General features: G+C 68.5%; 17 protein-coding genes and 1 tRNA gene. 6 read left to right on the top strand and 12 right to left on the bottom strand.

The window, feature by feature from the left end:
* Nucleotides 1-50: 50 nt before the first annotated feature.
* The 4 genes from ACIQLD_RS05015 to ACIQLD_RS05030 all read right to left on the bottom strand — a co-directional run bounded on the left by ACIQLD_RS05015 (nt 51) and on the right by ACIQLD_RS05030 (nt 3936).
* On the bottom strand, nt 51-1175 hold the full coding sequence (locus tag ACIQLD_RS05015; protein ID WP_402605772.1) for a 5-(carboxyamino)imidazole ribonucleotide synthase: 1125 nt from the start codon (nt 1173-1175) through the stop codon (nt 51-53).
* Nucleotides 1176-1289: 114 nt separating this feature from the next.
* Nucleotides 1290-1793, bottom strand: coding sequence for a PH domain-containing protein (locus ACIQLD_RS05020; protein ID WP_402608484.1), 504 nt, complete (start codon nt 1791-1793; stop codon nt 1290-1292).
* A gap of 86 nt (nt 1794-1879) precedes the next feature.
* On the bottom strand, nt 1880-2650 hold the full coding sequence (locus ACIQLD_RS05025) for a biotin--[acetyl-CoA-carboxylase] ligase (protein WP_402605775.1): 771 nt from the start codon (nt 2648-2650) through the stop codon (nt 1880-1882).
* Between the two features lie 2 nt (nt 2651-2652).
* Nucleotides 2653-3936, bottom strand: coding sequence for a CDP-glycerol glycerophosphotransferase family protein (locus ACIQLD_RS05030; protein WP_402605778.1), 1284 nt, complete (start codon nt 3934-3936; stop codon nt 2653-2655).
* Nucleotides 3937-4055: 119 nt separating this feature from the next.
* Here ACIQLD_RS05030 and ACIQLD_RS05035 point away from each other — a divergent pair, with 119 nt between their 5' ends.
* Nucleotides 4056-5129 (top strand): glycosyltransferase family 2 protein, encoded by a 1074-nt coding sequence (locus ACIQLD_RS05035; protein WP_402605780.1) that lies wholly within the window; start codon nt 4056-4058, stop codon nt 5127-5129.
* A 28-nt stretch (nt 5130-5157) separates the two neighbouring features.
* Here the strand turns inward: ACIQLD_RS05035 and ACIQLD_RS05040 are convergent, their stop codons facing one another.
* Genes ACIQLD_RS05040 through ACIQLD_RS05050 form a run of 3 tightly spaced genes read right to left on the bottom strand, consistent with a single transcriptional unit; the run spans nt 5158 to nt 9479 of the window.
* Nucleotides 5158-6594, bottom strand: a complete 1437-nt coding sequence (locus ACIQLD_RS05040) for a CDP-glycerol glycerophosphotransferase family protein (RefSeq protein ID WP_402605783.1) — start codon at nt 6592-6594, stop codon at nt 5158-5160.
* Nucleotides 6591-7844, bottom strand: coding sequence for a CDP-glycerol glycerophosphotransferase family protein (locus ACIQLD_RS05045; protein ID WP_402605785.1), 1254 nt, complete (start codon nt 7842-7844; stop codon nt 6591-6593). Before ACIQLD_RS05045 ends, ACIQLD_RS05040 begins: the two co-directional genes overlap by 4 nt.
* A 48-nt stretch (nt 7845-7892) precedes the next feature.
* On the bottom strand, nt 7893-9479 hold the full coding sequence (locus tag ACIQLD_RS05050; RefSeq protein WP_402605788.1) for a S1C family serine protease: 1587 nt from the start codon (nt 9477-9479) through the stop codon (nt 7893-7895).
* A 98-nt stretch (nt 9480-9577) separates the two neighbouring features.
* Here ACIQLD_RS05050 and ACIQLD_RS05055 point away from each other — a divergent pair, with 98 nt between their 5' ends.
* On the top strand, nt 9578-10780 hold the full coding sequence (locus ACIQLD_RS05055; RefSeq protein ID WP_402605791.1) for an aminotransferase class I/II-fold pyridoxal phosphate-dependent enzyme: 1203 nt from the start codon (nt 9578-9580) through the stop codon (nt 10778-10780).
* 32 nt (nt 10781-10812) lie between these two features.
* Here ACIQLD_RS05055 and ACIQLD_RS05060 read toward each other — a convergent pair whose 3' ends face one another.
* The gene (locus ACIQLD_RS05060) at nt 10813-11664 is read right to left on the bottom strand and encodes a carbon-nitrogen hydrolase family protein (protein ID WP_402605794.1); all 852 of its coding nucleotides are present in this window, start codon (nt 11662-11664) and stop codon (nt 10813-10815) included.
* 95 nt (nt 11665-11759) lie between these two features.
* Here ACIQLD_RS05060 and ACIQLD_RS05065 point away from each other — a divergent pair.
* Nucleotides 11760-11833: transfer RNA gene (locus ACIQLD_RS05065), tRNA-Met, on the top strand.
* A gap of 105 nt (nt 11834-11938) precedes the next feature.
* Here ACIQLD_RS05065 and ACIQLD_RS05070 read toward each other — a convergent pair.
* Nucleotides 11939-12346, bottom strand: a complete 408-nt coding sequence (locus tag ACIQLD_RS05070) for an arsenate reductase ArsC (RefSeq protein ID WP_402605797.1) — start codon at nt 12344-12346, stop codon at nt 11939-11941.
* On the bottom strand, nt 12343-13710 hold the full coding sequence (locus ACIQLD_RS05075) for an FAD-dependent oxidoreductase (protein WP_402605799.1): 1368 nt from the start codon (nt 13708-13710) through the stop codon (nt 12343-12345). The genes ACIQLD_RS05070 and ACIQLD_RS05075 overlap by 4 nt, the downstream gene beginning before the upstream one ends.
* Before the next feature lie 83 nt (nt 13711-13793).
* Between ACIQLD_RS05075 and ACIQLD_RS05080 the strand changes: the two genes are divergently transcribed.
* Nucleotides 13794-14138: a helix-turn-helix transcriptional regulator gene (locus ACIQLD_RS05080; protein WP_029260314.1), complete on the top strand. Its 345-nt coding sequence runs from the start codon at nt 13794-13796 to the stop codon at nt 14136-14138.
* Between the two features lie 73 nt (nt 14139-14211).
* On the opposite strand, the gene ACIQLD_RS05085 is transcribed toward ACIQLD_RS05080, so the two are convergent.
* Entirely contained in the window at nt 14212-17124 is a 2913-nt protein-coding gene (locus ACIQLD_RS05085) for a UPF0182 family protein (RefSeq protein WP_402605801.1), read from the bottom strand.
* 75 nt (nt 17125-17199) lie between these two features.
* Nucleotides 17200-18291 (bottom strand): PDZ domain-containing protein, encoded by a 1092-nt coding sequence (locus tag ACIQLD_RS05090; RefSeq protein WP_402605804.1) that lies wholly within the window; start codon nt 18289-18291, stop codon nt 17200-17202.
* A gap of 118 nt (nt 18292-18409) precedes the next feature.
* Here ACIQLD_RS05090 and ACIQLD_RS05095 point away from each other — a divergent pair, with 118 nt between their 5' ends.
* Nucleotides 18410-19813, top strand: coding sequence for a zinc-dependent metalloprotease (locus ACIQLD_RS05095; RefSeq protein ID WP_402605807.1), 1404 nt, complete (start codon nt 18410-18412; stop codon nt 19811-19813).
* Between the two features lie 137 nt (nt 19814-19950).
* Complete coding sequence (locus tag ACIQLD_RS05100) at nt 19951-20523, top strand: hypothetical protein (RefSeq protein ID WP_402605809.1); 573 nt, start codon at nt 19951-19953, stop codon at nt 20521-20523.
* Nucleotides 20524-20536 lie beyond the last annotated feature (13 nt).

Consider the following 20536-nt stretch of genomic DNA (forward strand, 5'->3'; position numbering starts at 1 on the left):
CACACCACTTGCCGCGCATGCGTCGGCGAAGAGGCGATGCGAAGCGTGGATCAGATGAAGTGCGCGGCGACGGCACGTGCGACGTAGACGGCATCGTCGAGATCGTCGTCTGCCACATTCACGTGACCGACCTTGCGACCCGGCCGCGGCGCCTTCCCGTAGGTGTGGATCTTCGCCTGCGGGTGCTCGGCCATCGCCGCGCCGAAGCGCTCGTCGAGCGTGCCTTCGACGGGCCCGCCGAGGATGTTCACCATCACGGACCACGCGGCACGCGGTGCGGTGCTCCCGAGAGGAAGATCGGCGACGGCACGCAGATGCTGCTCGAACTGGCCGGTGACGGCGCCGTCCTGGCTCCAGTGCCCGCTGTTGTGCGGACGCATGGCGAGCTCATTGACCAGAATGCGTTCGTCGTCGGTCTCGAACAGCTCGACCGCGAGCATCCCGGTCACGCCGAGACCCTCGGCGATGGTGCGGCCGATCGCCTCAGCGACCTCCGCCAGGCGCTCGGCCGCGGCAGGGGCCGGCGCGATGACCTCCGCGCATACCCCGTCGCGCTGAACCGTCTCGACCACCGGATAGGCGACGATCTCGCCGCCGACACGACGCGCCACCTGCTGGGCGAGCTCGCGCACGAACGGAACGAGCTCCTCGACGAGCAAAGCGTCTGCGTCGGTGAGCGCGTCTAGCCAGTCCTGCGCCTCTTCCGCCGAGCGCACGACGCGTACTCCCTTGCCGTCATACCCTCCGCGCGGCGTCTTCACCACACCCGCACCGGCATGTTCATCGAGGAAGGCCTGCAGCTCGGTGGCGGTGCGCACTGCCGCCCAGTCGGGCTGAGGGACTCCGAGCTCCGCAAGGCGTGCGCGCATCACGAGCTTGTCCTGGGCGTACTGGAGCGCCTCCGGCCCTGGGTGCACGACGACGCCGTCTGCGACCAACTGACGAAGGACGTCCTGCGGCACATGCTCGTGGTCGAACGTCACGACGTCGACGTCGGCCGCGAAGGCACGGACGGTCCCCAGATCGCGATAGTCGCCGACCGCGGTCGCCGCCAACCCGGCGGACATCCCTTCACCCTCTGCGAGCACCCGCAGCTCGAGCCCGAGCTCGACCGCCGGAGCGATCATCATCCGAGCCAGCTGTCCTCCGCCGATCACGCCAACACGCAACGCCATGCGCCGCCTCCATTCGTCTGCCACCATTCTCCCGCACCGATGCGGGCTCGCACGACAGAATGCGGATCCGGCGGCGCGGATGGCGGACGTCGACCCGCGCGGACGACGAACGATTCAGTCGCCGACGGCCTGGGCGTCGCGATGCGCGAGGATCTGCCCGACCTCGATCTGGTCGGCGAGAGTCTCGTGCACGAGGGTCACGTTCGGCACATTCGGCAGCCGCAGCGGTGCATCGACGCCGTTCGACAGGGTGATGGTGCCCGACCCCCACATGCGCTGCAGGGGCCCGCGACGAACGGAGATCGTGTAGCCCCGAGCGTGCGACATCTCGTGGCGTCGACGGGAACCGAGTCCCTGGCGCACGATGACCCGCCGGGTCGTGACCGTGGTGCTCCGCGAGTACCAGATGAGGAACGGCAGCACGACGGCGAGCAGCACCAGTGCTCCCGCCGCGGCGAGGAGCATCCAGTCCTCGAACCCAGCCGGCAGGTTGCCGAAGAAGTACGCTGTCGCCCCGAAAGCGGCGATGAGCACGAGGGCGGACCAGAACAACCGACGTGCGTGGCTGCGGAAGCGCGCGATCAGCAGCTCTTCCGAAGGCGTACCGGGCGGCGGCATCAGGGGCCGCCCGCCGAGCGTCACTGGCTGGGTCACCCCACCATTGTGCCCGTGATCGGCGACAAAGCCGTCTGTGTGGCGGCGTGTCAGCTTCCGGCCGGGCGCACGTGCACCACGTCGCCCGCCGAGATCGGGTGTTCGATCCCCTCCGATTCGACGAGAAGACGGCCTTCCCCATCGATCGCCGTGGCCGTGCCTTCGAGGATGCGACCGGCCGGCAGCGACACCCGCACCGCCTGTCCGAGGGTCGCGCACCGGGCGGACACGGCACCGTGCAGCCCGCTCACGACCGCATCCTCCGAGACGGTCAGCGCCGACAGATGGGCGTCGAGCTTCTCGAGGTAGCCCGCGAGCAGGCGATCCTCATCCGCGACGCCGCCGAGTGCTGCGAACGACGTCGCCGTCGGCACCGGAAGCTGCTCGATCGTCATGGCGGTGTTGACGCCGGCGCCGACGACGACCGCATCGGTCGTCGCCTCCGCGAGGATGCCGCAGATCTTGTGCCCATCGACCAGGACGTCGTTCGGCCATTTCACGGCGACGTCATGTGCGGGAAGCTGCTCGGCGATCGCTTCCGCCATCGCGACTCCGGCGGCGAGCGGGATCCATCCCCGCGCGGCGGGATCGGCGGGAAGCTTCCGGAGCATCACCGAGACGGCGAGGGCCGAGCCCGCGGGAGCGACCCACGTGCGATCGAGGCGACCGCGTCCGGCGGTCTGGTCGTTCGTGACCAGCACCGCCAGGTGCGGCCAGCTTTCGGCGTCAGACGCGTTCGCCCGCAGATCGGCGTTCGTCGAACCGGTGTCCGCCACCACCTCGAGGCGCCGAGCGGTCGCGCGCGCGAGCGGCAGATCCATGGTCAGGCGTCCTCGTCGTCGGCTTCTTCGTCGTCATCGTCCTCGTCGTCACGAACGATCCCGACCTCATGGGCCTGCCAGCGCTCCCACTCCTGCATGAGCCCCTCCACCGCTGCGTGGAACTTCGCGGTCGCCACCCCGTGCGTGGTGTCACCGAAGTAGTGCTGCACCCACATCCGCAGCCGGACGATCGCCGCCTCGTCCGCGCGAACCCGGTCGACCTCGGCGACGATGTCGACGGCTGCTTCGGCGGTCAGCCACTCGCAGTCCGCCAGGTAGCCCTGCGTGTCGATCGACGCCTGCTCGTCCGTCGGCCGGGTGATCATCAACGGCTTCCCTGCCGCGAGCCTGTCGTACACCATCGCGGAGATGTCGACGATCGAGACGTCGGCCGCCGTGAGCTGCCAGCCGAGCTCGGGAGATGCGTCGTAGATGTGGTGAGCCGCCGCGTCCGCGACATTCGCCGCGCTGATCGCAGCCACGATGCGACGGTGCGCGGCACCGTACTCCTCGTCGACGACCCCGCTGCGTGGGTGCGGGCGGTAGATGACGCGGTGGGCACCGGTCGCCAGCAGGCGTGTGACGAGCGTCTCTCCGTGGGACGCGATCGACCCGTAGTGAGCGCTCGGACGGTCGCCCTCCCACGTCGGCGCGTAGAGCACGACGGTGCGCTCATCGGGCGTGTAGGGAAGGGTACCCGCGTAGTGATCGGCCTGCGGGCGCCCGATCTCGATCGTGCGCCGGTCGACGTCGTAGTCCCACAGCGTGCGCGAGAGGCGATCACGAGCGGCCTGACCGGCGACGAAGGCATAGTCGTAGGCCTTGTACTGGTTCGTCGTCATGTACATCTTGTCGGACTCGCCGTGATTGATGAACACGTGCCAACGCCGCCCGTACCGGAACATCTGGAAGTTGCGCGTGTTCTGGTTCACGTAGAGCACGACGCGGATGTCCTGCGTCGCGATGAAGCGTTCGAGGTCGCGTACCTTGGGCACGAACGCCACCGGCGGCGAGTCCTCTTCGAGCAGTTTCTCGGTTCCGGTCGCCTGACGCGACAGCACGACCACGGGCCAGCGTTTCGACAGCTCGGCGAGCGGGCGGTACCACTGCCGCATCTGGTACATGTTCACGGCGCCGTCGGCGAAGTAGACCGCGATCTTGAAGTGCTCGGCCGGAAGCGGTTCGCGCTCGGCGAGCCGCCGCCGCACGCGTTGCACGGCGGTGCGAGACGCGAGCGCCCGCTTCAGCAGACGGTATGCCTTCTTCGCGTCAGACAGTGCACCCATCCCTCCAGAATAGTTCGTCCTGGTCGCTCCCTCCGGCCGCATGTGGTTCGAAGAGCTGAGGGGCAGCGCCTCGCGCACCCCTCAGGCAACGTCCGTGGACACCATGCCATGATCGTCATGTGCCCGCCGACGAAACCTCCGCTCCCCTGCCCGGGGTGTCCTTCGTGATGCCGGTGCTCAACGAGCGCGCGTACCTCGAACACGCGATCGCGTCGGTTCTCGCGCAGGACGTCGACGCCCCCACCGAACTCGTGCTCGCGCTGGGGCCTTCGACCGACGGCACGAACGATCTCGCGCGACGACTCGCCGCCGCGGACGATCGCATCCGGCTGGTCGACAATCCTGCGGCGCACATCCCGGTCGGCCTGAACGCCGCGATCCGCGCGAGCCGCTACGACACGATCGTGCGCGTGGACGCGCACTCCGAGCTCTCCCCCGGTTACGCCGCCCGGGCGCTGAAGACCCTGGATCGTACGGGGTCCGCGAACGTCGGCGGTGTGATGCACGCCGAGGGACGCACGCCCTTCCAGAAGGCCGTGGCGCGCCTGTACAACTCTCCCGTCGGGCTCGGCGGAGGCGCCTACCACGGGAGTTCACAGGAAGGCGAGGCGGAATCGGCCTACCTCGGCGTGATGCGGCGCGACGTGCTCGATGAGGTCGGGCTGTTCGACGAGTCGATCCGACGTGGCGAGGACTGGGAGCTGAACCTCCGGATCCGCCAGGCCGGCCACCGGGTCTGGTTCGATCCCGACCTTTCCGTCACGTATTGGCCGAGGGAGAGCTGGCTGCGCCTGGCACGGCAGTTCCGCGCCACCGGCGCCTGGCGGGGCGAGCTCGTGCGCCGCTTCGGACGCAGCAACAGCCTCCGTTACTTCGCCCCGCCGGCACTCGTCGTGGTCGTCGTCCTCGCGATCCTCGTCGCGGTCCTGCAGTTGACCGGCATACTCAGCGGGGTGGCCTCCCTGGTCGCGTCTCTTCTCGTGTACGGACCGCTCGCGCTGTACCTGCTGCTCGTGCTCGGTGTCGCGCTCGCTCCCGGCGGAGGTGGCGTGCGCCAGCGGATGTGGACGCTCCTCGTCCTGCCGACGATGCACATCTCCTGGGGGCTGGGATTCCTCGGCGGTGTGCTGCGCGGAGCTCGCGACACCGTGGATTCCTCCCGTCTCGGCACGCGCAACACGCCCCTGCCGTGACACCGCTGCCCCGACGCCGGTTCGACGCTCAGCGCGCGACGAACCCCAGGTCGAGGATGCGATCGACGACACGCTCGGCCGCATGACCGTCGTCTCGGGAGTTGAACTGCTTCCGCCAGGCCGCATAGCGTTCGGCGAATGCGTCGATGTGCCCCGGGTCACCAAGCGCGGCAGCGAGCTCCTCCTGCGTGCGCACCAGCGGACCCGGTGCCCTCTCCGCGAGATCGAAGTAGAAGCCGCGCAACTGTCCGCGATAGTGATCGATGTCCGGCACCAGGAAGTACATTGGCTTGCCGGTGACGCTGAAATCGAACATCACAGAGGAGTAGTCGGTGATCAGCGCATCAGCGGCGAGAAGCAGCCGCGCGGTCTCGGGGTACCCCGTTACATCGATGACCCGCGCACCGGCGCGATCACGCCCCTGTTCCAGGGTGCGGGAGTGACCACGAACGAGAACCACCGCGTTCGCCTGACGTGCCAGCAGCTCCGCATCGACGAAGTCGACCATCTCGGCACGATCGTCGCGCCAGGTCGGGGCGTAGAGCAGCACGCGCTCGTCGGGGCCGATCCCCAACGCCGCGCGCACCGCGGACGCGTCACCGGTGACGAGTGCGTCGTTCCGGGGGTATCCCTCCACCCAGATCGGGCGCCCGAAGAAGGCGTAGGCCTTGCGGAGGATGCGTTCGGAATAGGTGTTCTGCGCCAGCAGGACGTCCCAACGTCGCGACTCCTTCACGACAGCCGCCATGCGCCGTGGGTCGAAGCCGGGGCGGTGCAGTGCGAGCCGTTTGAGAGGTGTGCCGTGCCAGGTCTGCAGCACCTTCTGCCCCGGTTTGCGGGCGAACCGCCGGCGTAACCAGTCGTTCACCACCAGCAGTCGCGCGGCTCCCCGGGCATGCCACCACTGCGGGCTGCCCTCGACGACCGCGATCGCCCCCTCCGGCACCTCGACGGAGAGATCGACCACGCTCCAGTACCGTCGCACCTCGGGCGCACGTGCCGCGAGTTCTCGGTCGATGGCCCGAGGGTTGCAGCCGACGCTGCGCCCGTAGAAACTCTCGAAGAACACGGCGTTCTCGGTGCCACCCGCCTGCGCCACGTACCGCTCCTCGAGGGTCGACCGCCCCTCAGCGGTCTCGTACACCGGGTCGATCGGAGCGGCGATCCGCACGACGCCGGCGTCGACGGCGATGCGCACCCCGGTGAGCACCACGGCTGGGAGTCTGACCTCATCGAGGTCGACGCCATCGATCCTCAGCTCGTACGCTCCGGTCGGCAGCGGGAGCGAAGGGCCACCCCACCGGGATGCCTGCAGCGGGAACGTCGCCTTCCAGGTCGAGCCGTCGCTGCCGATGCGAGCCTCGACGTGTGCTCGTGGCCCACGCAGATCGGCCGCCCCCGGTCGCTCGCCGGTCCCTTCGATGATCAGGGCCTCCGCCGCGTCATCGATGCGGGCCGTTGTCATGCTGCTCCCTTCGGCGCGGGAATCCCCCGCGCGCGGATGACCTGATAGACGCGCTCGGTGTTGCGTCCGTCCCGATACGCGTGCATCCCCGCGCTGAGCGTAGCGGAACGGACGGACGCCGCGTCGCGGACCGCGTCGTCGACGAGCAGGGCTTCGAGCTGCACGAGCGCCTCCGCCCAATCGGCGGCGGCGGCGGGTCCTGAGACATCTTCGAATCGGCCGTAGAAGCCGCGCGTCGCGGCGTACTCCTGCGCATCGGGCGCCAGGAACAGCACCGGCATACGCAGGAGGCCGACGTCGTACGCGAGTGACGAGTAGTCCGTCACGAGCACGTCGAACGCGGCGAGCGCCGGTGTCACGTCGGGAAGCGACGCGGCGCCGAGCGTGCGCACCCGTCTGCTCGGAAGAGGGGGCGCATATCCGCCCTCGCCCAGCGGATGCGAGCGCACGAACAGGACAGCGTCGTGTTCTTCGAGGACCCGCAGGATGCGGATCCACTCCTCTGCGGTGGGGACCGCGGGATCAGGAGCGCCATCACGCCAGGTCGGCGCGTACAGGAGGGTGCGCGCCGTGTCGGGGATCTCTCCGGCGACGCTGCGGAGCACAGCGGTTGCGGCCGATCGTGCCTCGTCGAACGAATCGCGCGAGAGCACATCGACTCGAGGTTCCCCGGTCACGACCACACGATCGTCTCCGAGACCGAAGGCCGACTCCAGACGCCCTCGCGCCCGATGTGAAGCCGCCGGAAGCACCTGGATCCGCTGGGCCGCCGCCCGGTAGAGGATGCCGACGGCACGGCGGAGCAACGCTGCACCGGGAACGTTCGGGACCTGGGTGGTCGCGGGCGAGTCCAGGCCGATGCGCTTCAGGGGAATGCCATGCCAGAGCTGCACCACGAACGCGCCGCCGTTCGCGTAGCGGTTCACGTCACCGAGTCCATGGGTCACGACGAGCACCCCCGCCCTGGCGGTGTGCCACCAGCCGCGGACGCCGCCCTTGCGCGCGTAGCGGATGCCGAGGGCGGCCGCATCCCGATCCTCACGCTCTGACGAGGTGAGCCACACCGTGTCGTGACCGACTGCGGACGCGTGGCGCTGCAACGCGAGAGCCCCGTCGCCGACGCCGGCACCGCAGCCGAAGACCCAACGCCGCCCGCGCGGAAGAAGGAGAGTGCCGATGCGCCCGACGGCATACAGCGGGATCCGCAGGAGCTTGGCCGCATTGCCGGTGCCGAAAGAGAAGGACGCCACCCCGCGAGCCTATCGCGGGGTGGCGTCCTTCTCTGTGCGCGGTGGGGTTCAGCCGGCGAGTTCGCCGAGCGTCACCTCGACGTCGTATTCCTTGCCGCCGCGCACGTAGGTGACCTTGGCATCGCTACCGGCCGCCGCCGCACGCACCTGAGCGGTGAGATCGCTCGCGCTGGTGATCGGGACCCCGTTGAACGTGGTGACCACGTCGCCCTCCTGGATACCGGCGGCTGCGGCAGCACCGCCGTCCGTCGCCTTGGCGATGTACGCCCCGGAGACGGTCGCACCCTGCACGCTCGACGCGTCCTGGACCGATGCCCCGAGCAGGCCGTGCGTCGCCGCACCGTCCGCGATGATCTCGTCCGAGACCCGCTTGGCGATGTTCGACGGGATGGAGAAGCCGATGCCGATCGAGCCCGACTCCTCGGAGCTTCCCGAGCTCGCGATCGCCACGTTGATGCCGATCAGCTCGCCCTTGCTGTTGACGAGCGCGCCGCCGGAGTTGCCGTGGTTGATCGCGGCATCCGTCTGGATGACGGCGATCGAGATGGAGTTCGAGGTCTGCGGTGTGCCGCTTCCGGGGATGTCGAACTGGAACGGCCCCTGGCCCTGACCCTGATCGGGCGTCTGCTGCTGGTTCGGAGCGTCCTCGGACGACGAGTCGGGCAGTGCGGAAGAGGCGATCTGAATACTGCGGTTCAGCGCACTCACGATTCCCGTCGTGACCGAGTTCGCGAGCCCGAGCGGAGCGCCGAGCGCCACCGCGGTGTCGCCGACGTTGAGCTTCGAGGAATCGGCGAAGTCCATCGGGGTGAGCCCCTTGGCGTCCTTCAGCTTGATGACGGCCAGATCGTAGATCGGGTCGGTGCCGACCACGGTCGCCTCGAAGATGCGTCCGTCGGATGTGGTCACCCGGATCGTCGGATCCGCGACAGCGCCGCCGAGCGTCACGACGTGCGTGTTGGTGAGCACGTAGCCGTCATCGCTGATGATGACACCGGATCCGCTGCCTGCCTGGTCAGAGCCCGCCACCTCGATGGTGACCACGGACGGCAGGGCGGCCGTGGCGACCGCTGTGGTCTCGTTGACGGAACCGGGGTTGTTCACCGTCACCGTCTGCGGCCCTGTCGCCGTGCCCGACGAGGGCTGGTCCTGGAGCCCGTTCAGCAGCGCTCCGCCGCCGAACCCGGCGACTCCGCCGACCAGAGCGGCCGCGACGATGAAAGCAGCGAACTTCGCGCCGCTACGAGGCTTCTGCTCCTTGGTCTTCGTCCCCTCGCCCGGGGCGCCGGCGGTACCGCCGTCGAGCGGCTGCGTCGGCTGGGTGTACGACGATGCAGTGGGGATGCCGAAGGCCGCGCCCTGCGCGGTGGCGGTCGCCGGGGCAGCGGCGGCGGGCGCCGCGTAGCCGTGCGGGACCGGGGCGATCACGGGCGCGGCCGGGGCCTGCGAGGTGAAGGTCGACGGCATCTCATGCCCCTGTACCGGCGCGGCGGCGGCGGGCGCGGCGGGTGCCGGTGGGGTGGTGTCAGCGGCGGCATCCGGCACCGGCTGAGCGGCGACCTCTGCGGCCTCGGTGGACGGCACGGCATCGTTCGACGCGGGTACCGACTGGTCCTGGGGGTTGTCTTCGTTCATGGTGTGTGCTCCTTCGACGACCATTTCAGAATGACGCCTGTATCTGTGCGTTCCTTATGTCGAAGATGAGTTTCAGCTATGGCCTTAGCCTGTTCTTCATGAGTGTCATTCCTGGCGCATGGCGTCGCACGGCAGCGGGTGCAGGTCTGCTCGCTGCGGACGGAACCGTTGCGCCCACCATCTTCGCAGAGATGTCGGCAGCAGCGGCCCGAACCGGCGCGATCAATCTCGGCCAGGGCTTCCCTGACGAGGACGGTCCCGCCGAGGTGCTGGAAGCGGCACGGAAGGCCATCGCGGACGGCGCGAACCAATACCCTCCCGGTCGCGGTACCCCGGAGCTCCTCGCAGCCATCAGCACGCATCAACGTCGCTTCTACGGGCTGTCCGTCGATCCCGCCGCCGAGGTGATCGTCACAGCCGGGGCGACGGAGGCCCTGACCGCGACCCTGTTGGCGCTGATCGACGGTCCGGACGACGAGGTGGTCGTCTTCGAGCCGTACTACGACTCCTATGCCGCGGCCGTGGCACTGGCAGGGGCACGCCTTCGTACGGTGCCGCTGCGCGCCCCCGACTTCCAGCCCGACCTCGATCGGCTCGCGGCGGCGGTGACCGACCGCACCAGGATCATCCTGGTCAACGATCCGCACAACCCGACGGGCGCGGTCTTCGGGCGCGAGGTTCTCGAAGAGGTGGTCCGTCTGGCTGAGGAGCACGACGCGATCATCGTCACCGACGAGGTTTACGAGCACCTGGTCTTCCATGCGCCGCACACGCCGATCGCGACCCTGCCCGGAGCATCCGAGCGCACCCTGACCATCTCCTCCGCGGGCAAGACCTTCTCAACGACGGGATGGAAGATCGGCTGGGTGCACGGACCCGCCACGCTCATCACCGCCGTGCTCACCGTGAAGCAGTACCTCACCTACGTGAACGGCTCGCCTTTCCAGCCGGCGATCGCTGTGGGGCTGCGGATGGACGACGCGTACTTCACGGATGCCGCCGCCATGCTCGCGCGAAAGCACGAGATCCTCGGAGCCGGGTTGAGGACGGCCGGGTTCACCGTGCACGCCCCGCAGGGCGGCTATTTCACCGTCGCCGACGCGACCGCGCTGGGCGGAATAGACGCCGCGGCGTTCTGCCGCGCACTGCCGGAACGTGCGGGAGTCGTCGCGATCCCGCTCACGGCCTTCGTCTCCGAGGCGCATCGGGGGGAGTACTCGGGCCTGGTGCGCTTCGCGGCCTGCAAGCGCGTCGACGTGCTCGAAGAGGCGGCGGCGCGGCTCGCCCGATCCTCCGCCTGACGCCGTCCGACGAGGCCCCGACCGCGCCCGGTCTAGAGGTACGCCTCGGGAGCGACGGCCTCGTGCGGATCGACCTCATGCGGAACGACGGAGTACCGTCGCACGCGCAGCGACGGGTTCGTCACCCGTACCCGTTCGATCGTCTCTCTCTCGACGACAGCGGTCGCGATACCGGCAGCGGTGCCCACGCCTGCGAGGACGACCCCCTGGGGATCGATGATCTGCGAATGCCCCACACCGATCGGAGTCGGGTGGTCTGCCGCGACCACGTAGACGGTGTTCTCGATGGCGCGAGCCGCGAGCAGGGTCGTCCAGTGGTGCTCCTTGAGTGGCCCCCTGACCCATTCGGCCGGCACGACGAGGACATCGGCCTGCTCGTCGACCAGAAGCCGGGCCACCTCGGGGAAGCGGAGGTCGTAGCAGGTCATGAGTCCGAACCGCAGACCGCCGAGATCGAAGGTTGCGGCGATACCCACGTCGCCCGGCTCGACCCAGTCGGACTCCTTCTGTCCGAACGCGTCGTAGAGGTGCTGCTTGCGGTACACGGCGAGGACTCCGTCACCGCGTACCGCCACGACCGCGTTGCGCACCCGGCGCCCCCCGGTCGCCCGCTCGACGAAGCCGGCGACGATCACGACGGCGTACTCGGCGGCCAGCGCGGTCAGGTTCGCGACGAACTCGCCGTCGAGGTCCTCCGCGTTTGCCGCCAGGCTCTCGTCCATGGGATCGACGAAGTAGCTCGAGTACTCCGGGAACACGATCAGCTTCGCTCCGCGGGACGCCGCATCGGACGTCAGTTCCGCGATGCGTTCGCGGTTGTCGGCTCGGGATGCGGTGGGCGCGAACTGGCACACGGCGACGGGGACGGCAGCGGTCTCGGACATGCCTCCATCTTCTCGTATCGACACGCCCGGGGCGTCACCGGGAAGCCCCCTCGATTCGCCCGCCTTCGGAATCCGTGATAAGTTACTTCTTGTGCCGCGGGGTGGAGCAGTTCGGTAGCTCGCCGGGCTCATAACCCGGAGGTCGCAGGTTCAAATCCTGTCCCCGCAACAAATGAAAGGCCCTCTGACTCGGAGAAATCCAGGTCAGGGGGCCTTTCGCTTTGCTTCGCGTGCGACGCGCCCGATCGGATTCGCCGGAATGCGCCGCCCCGGCTCAGATCAGGTCGGCCACCAGACGTTCGATCCGGGTGCGGATGTCGTCGCGGATCGGTCGCACGGCGTCCAGCCCCTGGCCGGCGGGATCATCGAGCTCCCAGTCCTCGTAGCGCTTTCCCGGGAAGAACGGGCAGGCATCGCCACAGCCCATCGTGATCACGACATCGGAGGCCTGCACGGCTTCGGTGGTCAGCACCTTGGGCGATTCGGCCGTGATGTCGACACCGAGCTCGGCCATGGCTTCCACCGCGACCGGGTTGATCTGATCCGCGGGCAGGGAACCGGCCGAGCGCACGTCGATCCGATCCCCCGCGATCTCACGCAGGAAACCCGCGGCCATCTGCGAGCGGCCGGCGTTGTGCACGCAGACGAAGAGGACGGAGGGCTTGACGGGTACGTCGGTCATCGGGTGCTCCTCGCGGGCGTGCTGTCGGGATTCTCTGCGGCGTGATCGGCGGTTGCCGGAATCAACTCCATTCTCGCCCGAACCGTGCCGACCTGGACGAGAGGGTTCGCGCAGCAGCTGCCTCCTTCGCCATCGAAGTCACCCGCTCCCCCGCAGACACCCGTCGCAGGCAGGGTGAGCTGCGTGCTCCGCGCGGCGATCAGGTCGCCCGCGAGCTGTGCGGCGACGCTCCGCGCCTGCTCGAAGCCCGTGAGCGCCAGGAATGAGGGCGCACGCCCGTAGCTCTTCGCGCCGACGATGTAGAGATCTTCTTCCGGCTGAGTGAGCTCGACCGCCCCTGTCGCCCCGACCGACCCGCAGGAGTGGACGTTCGGGTCGATGTCTGCGGCGATGCCGGCCACCGCCTCCAGAGAGGGGTCCCATGCCACACGCACCTCCGAGAGCATGCCGAGGTCGGGACGGAATCCCGTCAAGGCGAACACGTGCGAGACGCCCCTCACCGCACCTCCGCTGTCCGCAATGATCGTGAGACCCTCTTCGTCCGCGCGGAACTCCGCGACGCGGAAGCCCTGGATGACATCGACGAGACCGGACTCGATGACTTTTCGAGCCCGCGCACCCAGCGCCGCGCGCTCGGGAAGCGCATCGCCCGTTGCGCCACCGAGCAGGCGGGACGCCGCCTTTCCCCGGCGCATCAGCCACGTGACTCGCGTACCGGGGTGTCGTCGCGCCAACGCGGTCAGGCGCAGCACGGTGTGCGTGGCCGAGTGCCCGGACCCGATGACGACCACGTGCCGCCCGGCCTGGGCCGTGACATCATCCGGAATTCGGTAGGAGATATGCGAGGCGAAGCCTGTCTCGCCGATCGCGGGGAGCCCCTCGGCTCCGGCCGGATTGGGGCGACCCCAGGTACCGCTCGCATCGACGACGGCACGTGCACTGATTCGGAGTTCTTCGCCATCCGCGCCGATCGCGTGGACGACGAAGGGCTGTCCCGCGCGGCCGCTCTCGACCACACGGTCCCGCCCCTTGCGCGCAACGCCGGTGACCGTCGTCGAGTAGCGGACCCGCTCCCCCAACAGCTCAGCGAGGGGCGCGAGATACCGCACGATCCACTCCGCGCCGGTCGGATACCCGTCCGTCGGAGCGGTCCATCCCGAGGGTTCCAGCAGGCGACGGGAGGCCGCATCGGTCAGCTCGGGCCAGCGGGAGAACAAGCGCACGTGCCCCCACTCGGAGACCGCGGTGGCGGGGCCCGACCCACGCTCCAACACGATCACATCGCACCCGCGCTCGGTGAGGTGTGCGGCGACGGCCAGCCCCTGGGGGCCTGCGCCGATGACGACGACGGGAAGCTCGGACATCACGTTCCTCACATTGATGAACTTCGATATGAACACAGTGGGTGATCTATCGATGTTTGTCAATACGTGGGTAGCATGGCGCTATGACCATCCCTGCGACGATCGACGCCGGCACCTCCTGCTGCGTACCGCGGATCACCTCGACCATCAGCACCGAGGAGGCCGAAAGGGTGGCCCGCGTGTTCAAGGCGCTGGGAGATCCGACCCGTGTGCGTCTGCTCTCCCTCATCGCCGCCGGTGACGGCGGGGAGGCGTGCATCTGCGATCTCACGGAGCCCGTCGGGCTCTCTCAGGGCACCGTGTCCCACCACATGAAGCTCCTCTCCGACGCGGGACTCGTCAGGCGCGAGCAGCGTGGACGTTGGGCGTACTTCTCCCTCGACGTCGAGGCCATCGACGCCGCCTCCGCCGCACTTCGGCCCGCCTGACCGAGGGAGGTCCACCGGACAGACGCGAATGGGCGCCCCCGGAGGGACGCCCATTCGATGCGGATGTCTCGAATCAGTTGCCTGCGGCGGAGTCGAGCTCGATCAGCTTCTGCACCGCTGCGGTGAGACGCTCGTCCGCCTCGGCGAACTTCGCGAGGTCTCCCGCCTTCAGTGCCGTCTCACGGTCGACCAAGGCAGACTGCGCAGCCGCGAGCGCCTCCGCCTCGGCGCCCGTGGGCTGCGTTGGCTCCGTCGTCGGCACCTCGCCGGTATCGGGCACCTGAGCATCCGGATCGGGTTCGACCGTGTCGTCACCGCCGGTCGCACCGGAGTCACCGCCGAAGAGGGTGTCGAGCGCTTCGGTGAGCGTGTTCTCGAAGGCCACGCGGTCACCGAAGGCGACCAGCACCTTCTGCAGTCGAGGCAGCTGCGTCCCCTCGGACGACTGCACGTACACGGGCTGCACGTAGAGCAGACCGCCGCCGACGGGCAGTGTCAGCAGGTTGCCGTAGATGACTTCGGACTCCCCCTGCTGCAGCAGGTTGAGCTGAGGCACCACGGACGTGTCGGAGTTGTAGGTGTTCTGCACCTGACCGGGGCCGGGAACGGTCGTGTCGGTGTCGATCTCGAGCATGCGCAGCTGGCCGTAGCCCTCCGCCTTCTTGCCCTTCTCCGAGCCGGCGTCCGAATCGACCGCGAGGTAGCCCATCAGCACGTCACGGCTTCCACCCGCGCCCTGCGAGTTCGGGATGAACGTCGAGAACATCGAGAATCTCGGAGTGTCCTGCCCCGGCATCTGCATGGTCAGGTAGTACGGCGGCTGCAGCATCGATTCGCTGCGCGGGTCGTTCGGCGTCTGCCACCGGTTGTCCTGCTGGGCGAACGATCCGGCCTTGTCGACGTGATACACACCGAGGATGTCGCGCTGCACCTTGAACAGGTCGGTCGGGTAGCGCACGTGGCTCATGAGCTCGCCGGACATCTCGCTGATGGGCTTCACCGTCGACGGGTAGACCTTCTGCCAGGTCTTCAGCACCGGGTCCTCGTCGTCCCACGCGTAGAGCGTCACGGAGCCGTCGTAGGCGTCGACCGTCGCCTTGACCGAGTTGCGGATGTAGTTGATGTCGTCGATGGCGAGCGTCGGCGACGGGATGTTGGAGTCGGCGATCGCATCCGACAGGCTCACGCTCGTCGAGTACGGGTACGTCTGACTCGTGGTGTAGCCGTCGACGATCCAGACGATGCGGCCGTCCACCACGCTCGGGTACGGATCGCTGTCGAGCTCGAGGTAGGGCGCCACCTTCTGGACGCGCGTCTTGGGATCGCGGTCGTAGAGGATCTGCGAGTCCTCGTTCACCAGGTTCGAGAACAGGATCTGCTCGGACTGGAACTTCAGTGCGTAGAGGAGCTTGGTGAACGTGTCACCGATCTTCGGGCCACCGTTCCCCTCGAACGTGGTCTTCGTCTCGCTCGAGCCGTCCTTACCACGCGGATAGTCGATCTCCGCGGGCTCGGACCCCTCGGGGGCACCGACGATCGAGTATTCGGGCGAGTTCTCGCCGAAGTACACGCGCGGCTCGAAGTTCTCGCGGTCCGACAGGAACCCGGACGTGGGGATGCCGCGCTCGAGGAAGACCGGCTCGCCGTCGGTCGTGCGCTGGTTTCCGGCAGCGGCGACGAGACCGTAGCCGTGCGTGTAGACCGCGACACGGTTGTTCCAGTTGTCGCCGTCGCCGAGGCCCGACATGTCGAGGTCGCGCACGGACACCACGGTGTCCTGCATCTTCCCGTCGATCTCGTACCGGTCGACGTCCATCGTCGTCTGGAACTGGTAGTACCCGCGGTATTGCTCGAGCTGGCGTACCGTCGGCGGGATGACCTTCGGGTCCATGATGCGCGTCGACGCGGTGGTCTCGGCGTCGGCGCGCAGCTGACCTGCTTCGGCGTCGGTCTTGGCGGCGAAGGGCGTGGTCTCGAGGTCTGCGACCCCGTACGCCTCCTTCGTTCCGTCGATGTTGCGCTGGTAGTACTCGGCCTGGTAGGCGTTCTGGTTCGGCTTCACCTGGAAGGTGGTGACGACCCAGGGGTATCCCACGCCGACGACGAGCGACGCCACGATCAGCAGCGCCGTCGCGGCCAGCGGGAAGCGCCAGCGGCCGATGACAGCCGTGACGAAGAAGAGGATCGCCACCACGGCGGCGATGATCGCCAGGATCGCGAGACCGGGGATCGTCGCGTTGACGCCCGTGTAGGCCGCACCCGTGATGCGATCGTCGGGCTCGACGAGCGTCTTGTACTGGTCGAGCCAGAGGCTCGCCGCCTGCACGAGGAGGTAGAGACCCGCGATGACCGCGAGCTGGATGCGTGCGGGCTTCGAGATGCGCAGCTCACCCTGGCCGATGCGCACCGAGCCGTACAGGTACGAAACGAGTGCGGTGACCAGGAGCGAGAGCAGCAGAACAGCCGAGACGAACGCGAGCAGGATCGTGTAGAACGGCATCGCGAACATGTAGAAGCCGGTGTCGATGCCGAACTGGGGGTCGACGTCAGAGGTCGCCACGCCGTTGGCCCAGAGCCAGACCGTCTTCCACTGCCCCGCGGCCGCGAAGCCGGCGAACAGCCCGAAGAAGATGGGCATGCCCCACATCGCCAGGCGACGCAGCGGCTCGATGACCTCCTGGTACCGGTCCAACTGCGAGCTGAGTCGCACGTAGACCGGACGCAGGCGGTACGCGAGCTGGATGACGACGAACAGCGGAACGGCCATCCCGAGGAAGCCGACCACGAACATCACCGCCGTGGCGATCCACTGCGTCGTGAGGACGCCCGTGAAGCCCACCTGGTCGAACCAAAGGAACTCGGTGTAGAGGGAGGCGAACACGAAGAACACCGCGATCAAGGCGGCGATGATCACCAGGGAGATGCCGAGAATGCGTCGTGAGGTTCGAGGCGTGGCCGGGTTCGGAGCTGAAGGCGAGGAGGTCACCCCTCCATCCTAGGCATCGCTCACTGTGGGCAGGCTGTCATCCCGGTCACGGCGAGGTCACGGCCTCCATCGCATTCAGCTGCCGGTGCGCTCGCAGGTCGGGAGCGCGGCGACGTCGCCGTCGTCCGCGATCACCTCGAGGGCGGCGAGCGACTCGTCGAGCGTCGCGGTGCGGATGACCTGGAGACCATCCGGCACATGCCCGACGACCTCGTCGCAGTTGGCCGCAGGAGCGAGGAAGTACTCGGCACCCGCGTCCCTGGCACCGTACAGCTTCTGCCGGATGCCCCCGATCGGGCCGACGGTGCCGGCCGCGTCGATCGTTCCGGTACCGGCGACGTCCTTCCCGCCGTTGAGCTCGCCTTCCGTCAGCGTGTCGATGATGCCGAGCGCGAACATCATCCCCGCGCTGGGCCCGCCGACGTTGTCGAGCTGGATCGTGACGTCGATCTCGAAGTCGTAGTCGGTGCGGAGGGTGATCCCGATGAGCCACATGCTCACGTCGCCCTCGGTGTGCTTCTCGGGCGTGACCTCGACCGTCTGCTCCGTCCCGTCACGCAGCACGGTGAGCTGCACGGCCGCTCCCCCCGCCGCCTGGATCGCCTCGCGCAGCTGTGTGGCCGACGTCACCGGAGTGCCGTCGATCGCGGTGATCACGTCGTCGGCTTCGAGGATCCCGGCGGCCGGGGAGTCGGCGACGGCTTCGACGACGACGACCTGGGCGCCGGTGTCGTATCCGAGCTCGTTCAGCGCCGCAGCCGTCGCCTCGTGCTGCGAGTCGACCATCAGCGTGGCGTTGCGCTCATCGCGCTGCTCGCTCGTCACTCCCTGTGGGAACACCGCGTCGAGCGGGACGACCGCCTTGGAAGAATCCATCCATGCCAGCGCGAGCTCGAACCAGCTCGGTGTGCGCTCACGGTTGCCCACGACCTGGACCGTGGTGAGGTCCAGGGTGCCAGCGGTCTCGAAGGTCTCGGCACCTTCGACGCTGATGAGGGGAACCTGCTCACCGTCGGCGCCCTTCGCGGTGCCGAGGGTGTCGTACACCGGACCCGGCCGCTGGATCACATAGGGCGACGGCAGGAACGTCAGCACGACCAGCGCGATGAGCGCGACGATCAGCGCCCAGACTCCGAGTCCGAGCTTCCCAGACCGCGTTCGATCCACTGCATTCCTCCGTCGTTCGCGAGCGGCGTACACCGATCTGCCCGCATCGGGTTCGCGCGCAGAAACCTGTGACTAGCGTAGAGGCCACGGCAACAGAAGTGCTGAGAGGGCGAGCGACATGGCAGACAACGACCCGACACCCGAGGACTTCCAGGAGTTCCTGCGGAAGATGCTCTCGAATCAGAGCGGCGGGGACATCGATCCCGAGGCGCTTCGGGGCGCTTTCGAGGGAATGGACGGCTTCACACTCGACCCCGCGATGATGCAGACGATCATGTCGCAGCTGCAGGGCGCCTTCGGCGGCGACCCCTGGGAGAACGCGCTGCGCCAGGCTCTCTTCATCGCCAACCGGGATGGACAGGGTGTGACCGACGGTTCGCGCACCTCGCTCGCCGACTCGTTCGCGCTCGCGAACCTGTGGCTCGGAGAGGCGACGACGATCTCGGAGCTCTCCGAGACACCGACCGCGATGACCCGCGGCGAATGGGTCGAGAAGACTCTCCCGGTGTGGAAGGAGATCGCAGACCCGGTGTCGACGAGCATCGCGGACGCGCTGACCTCGGCCTTGGACACCCAGGTGCCGGAGGAGATGCGCGGCGTCGTCCAAGGCGCTGGCAAGCTGATGCGGGGCCTCGGCGGCTCGGTGTTCGCGGCGCAGTTCGGGCAGGTGCTCGGCAACCTCTCGCTCGAGGTCGTGTCCGGAGGCGATGTGGGCATCCCCGTGCTCCCTGCGGGGACGGCGGCGATCATCCCGCAGAACCTCACCGCTTTCGGCGAGGGCCTCGAGATCCCCGAAGACCAGATCGCGCTCTACCTCGCCACCCGCGAGCTCGCATACGCGCGGCTCTACCGGCACGCGAAGTGGCTGCACCTGCACGTGATGGCGCAGATCACCGACTTCGCGCGTGGGGTCACCGTCGATGTGGACGCGCTCGAAGACGTGGCGAGCCGCCTCGACCCCTCCGACCCCGAGGAGCTGCGCGCGGCGATCGAGGGCGGCGCACTCCTCCCCGTGCAGAGCGAGGCTCAGCGCGAGGCGCTCACCCGGCTCGAGAACCTCATCGCCACGATCGACGGCTGGGTCGACGTGGTCACCGCAGAGGCGACATCTCGTCTGCCTGACGGCGCACGCATCGCGGAAGCCGCTCGACGTCGCCGCGCGGTGGGCGGCCCTGCGGAGGACGCACTCGGCGCCCTGGTGGGGCTCAAACTTCGGCCACGACGCATGCGCGAGGCTTCGGCGATGTGGCAGGCGGTGACCGACGCCGTCGGCATCAGCGGACGCGACTCGCTGTGGGACTACCCCGACCTCATGCCGACGGCCGAGGACATCGACGACCCGAGCGGGCTGGTCGGCCGTCTGCAGGCCGCTGAGCGCGGCGAGCAGCCGGTGGCCGACGAGTTCGACGAGGCGCTGGCGCGTCTGCTCGACGGCGACGACTTCTCCGACGACAAGCCCGCAGAGGGCTCGACGGATGAGGCCGACGGAGACGCGGCCCCGGAGGGCGACAAGCCGGTCTGACCACGGTGAGTGCGGGCGTCCGGTCGATTCCGCGGCAGCCCGCACTTTTCCTCCCCCACACGCGCACCGTCGGTGAGTTGTCCACGGATGCCCGGTTGGGTCCCCGTGGCGCCGCCGTCCTCTCCACAATCGGAGAGATGCCGCTCACTCCTCCGCTCCTCACGCGACTGCACCCTGGCTCGCCTCTGCTGTGGCGCGACGAGCACACGCTCCAGCTCGGTGACGACGGCGGTCTGCGCATCGATGCGGAGGACGCATGGGTGGAACCGCTGCTCAGTCGCCTGCGCTCCGGCTTCCGACGGGGGTCCTTCGACGTGATCGCGCACGCGGTCGGTGCACCGCGGGATGCGTCACGCGCGCTCCTGAAACGCCTCGATCCGCTACTGCTCGATGACGTCGCGCCGGCACGCCCGGCCTGGGTCGAGAGCATCGGGATCACCGATGACCGCAGCGAATACCGGATGCGCGAAGCGCTCACCGACGAAGGCATCACCCTCGTCGACCTCGGCCGTCGTCCCGGCGTCGGCATCGTGCTCGTGAACGGCGCGGCCGCCGCTCTGCAGTTCGCCCGCTACCTGCGCGAGGATACGGCCCACCTGCCGGTGTCGTTCGAACCCGGCCGCGTGACGGTGGGACCGCTCGTCATGCCAGGCGCCACGGCCTGCCTCGCCTGTCGCGACGCTCATGCCCGAGAGCTCGACCCGGCCTGACCGCTGCTGCACG

Origin of the sequence: Microbacterium sp. NPDC091662 (assembly GCF_044756705.1) — a bacterium.
Lineage (GTDB): Bacteria > Actinomycetota > Actinomycetes > Actinomycetales > Microbacteriaceae > Microbacterium.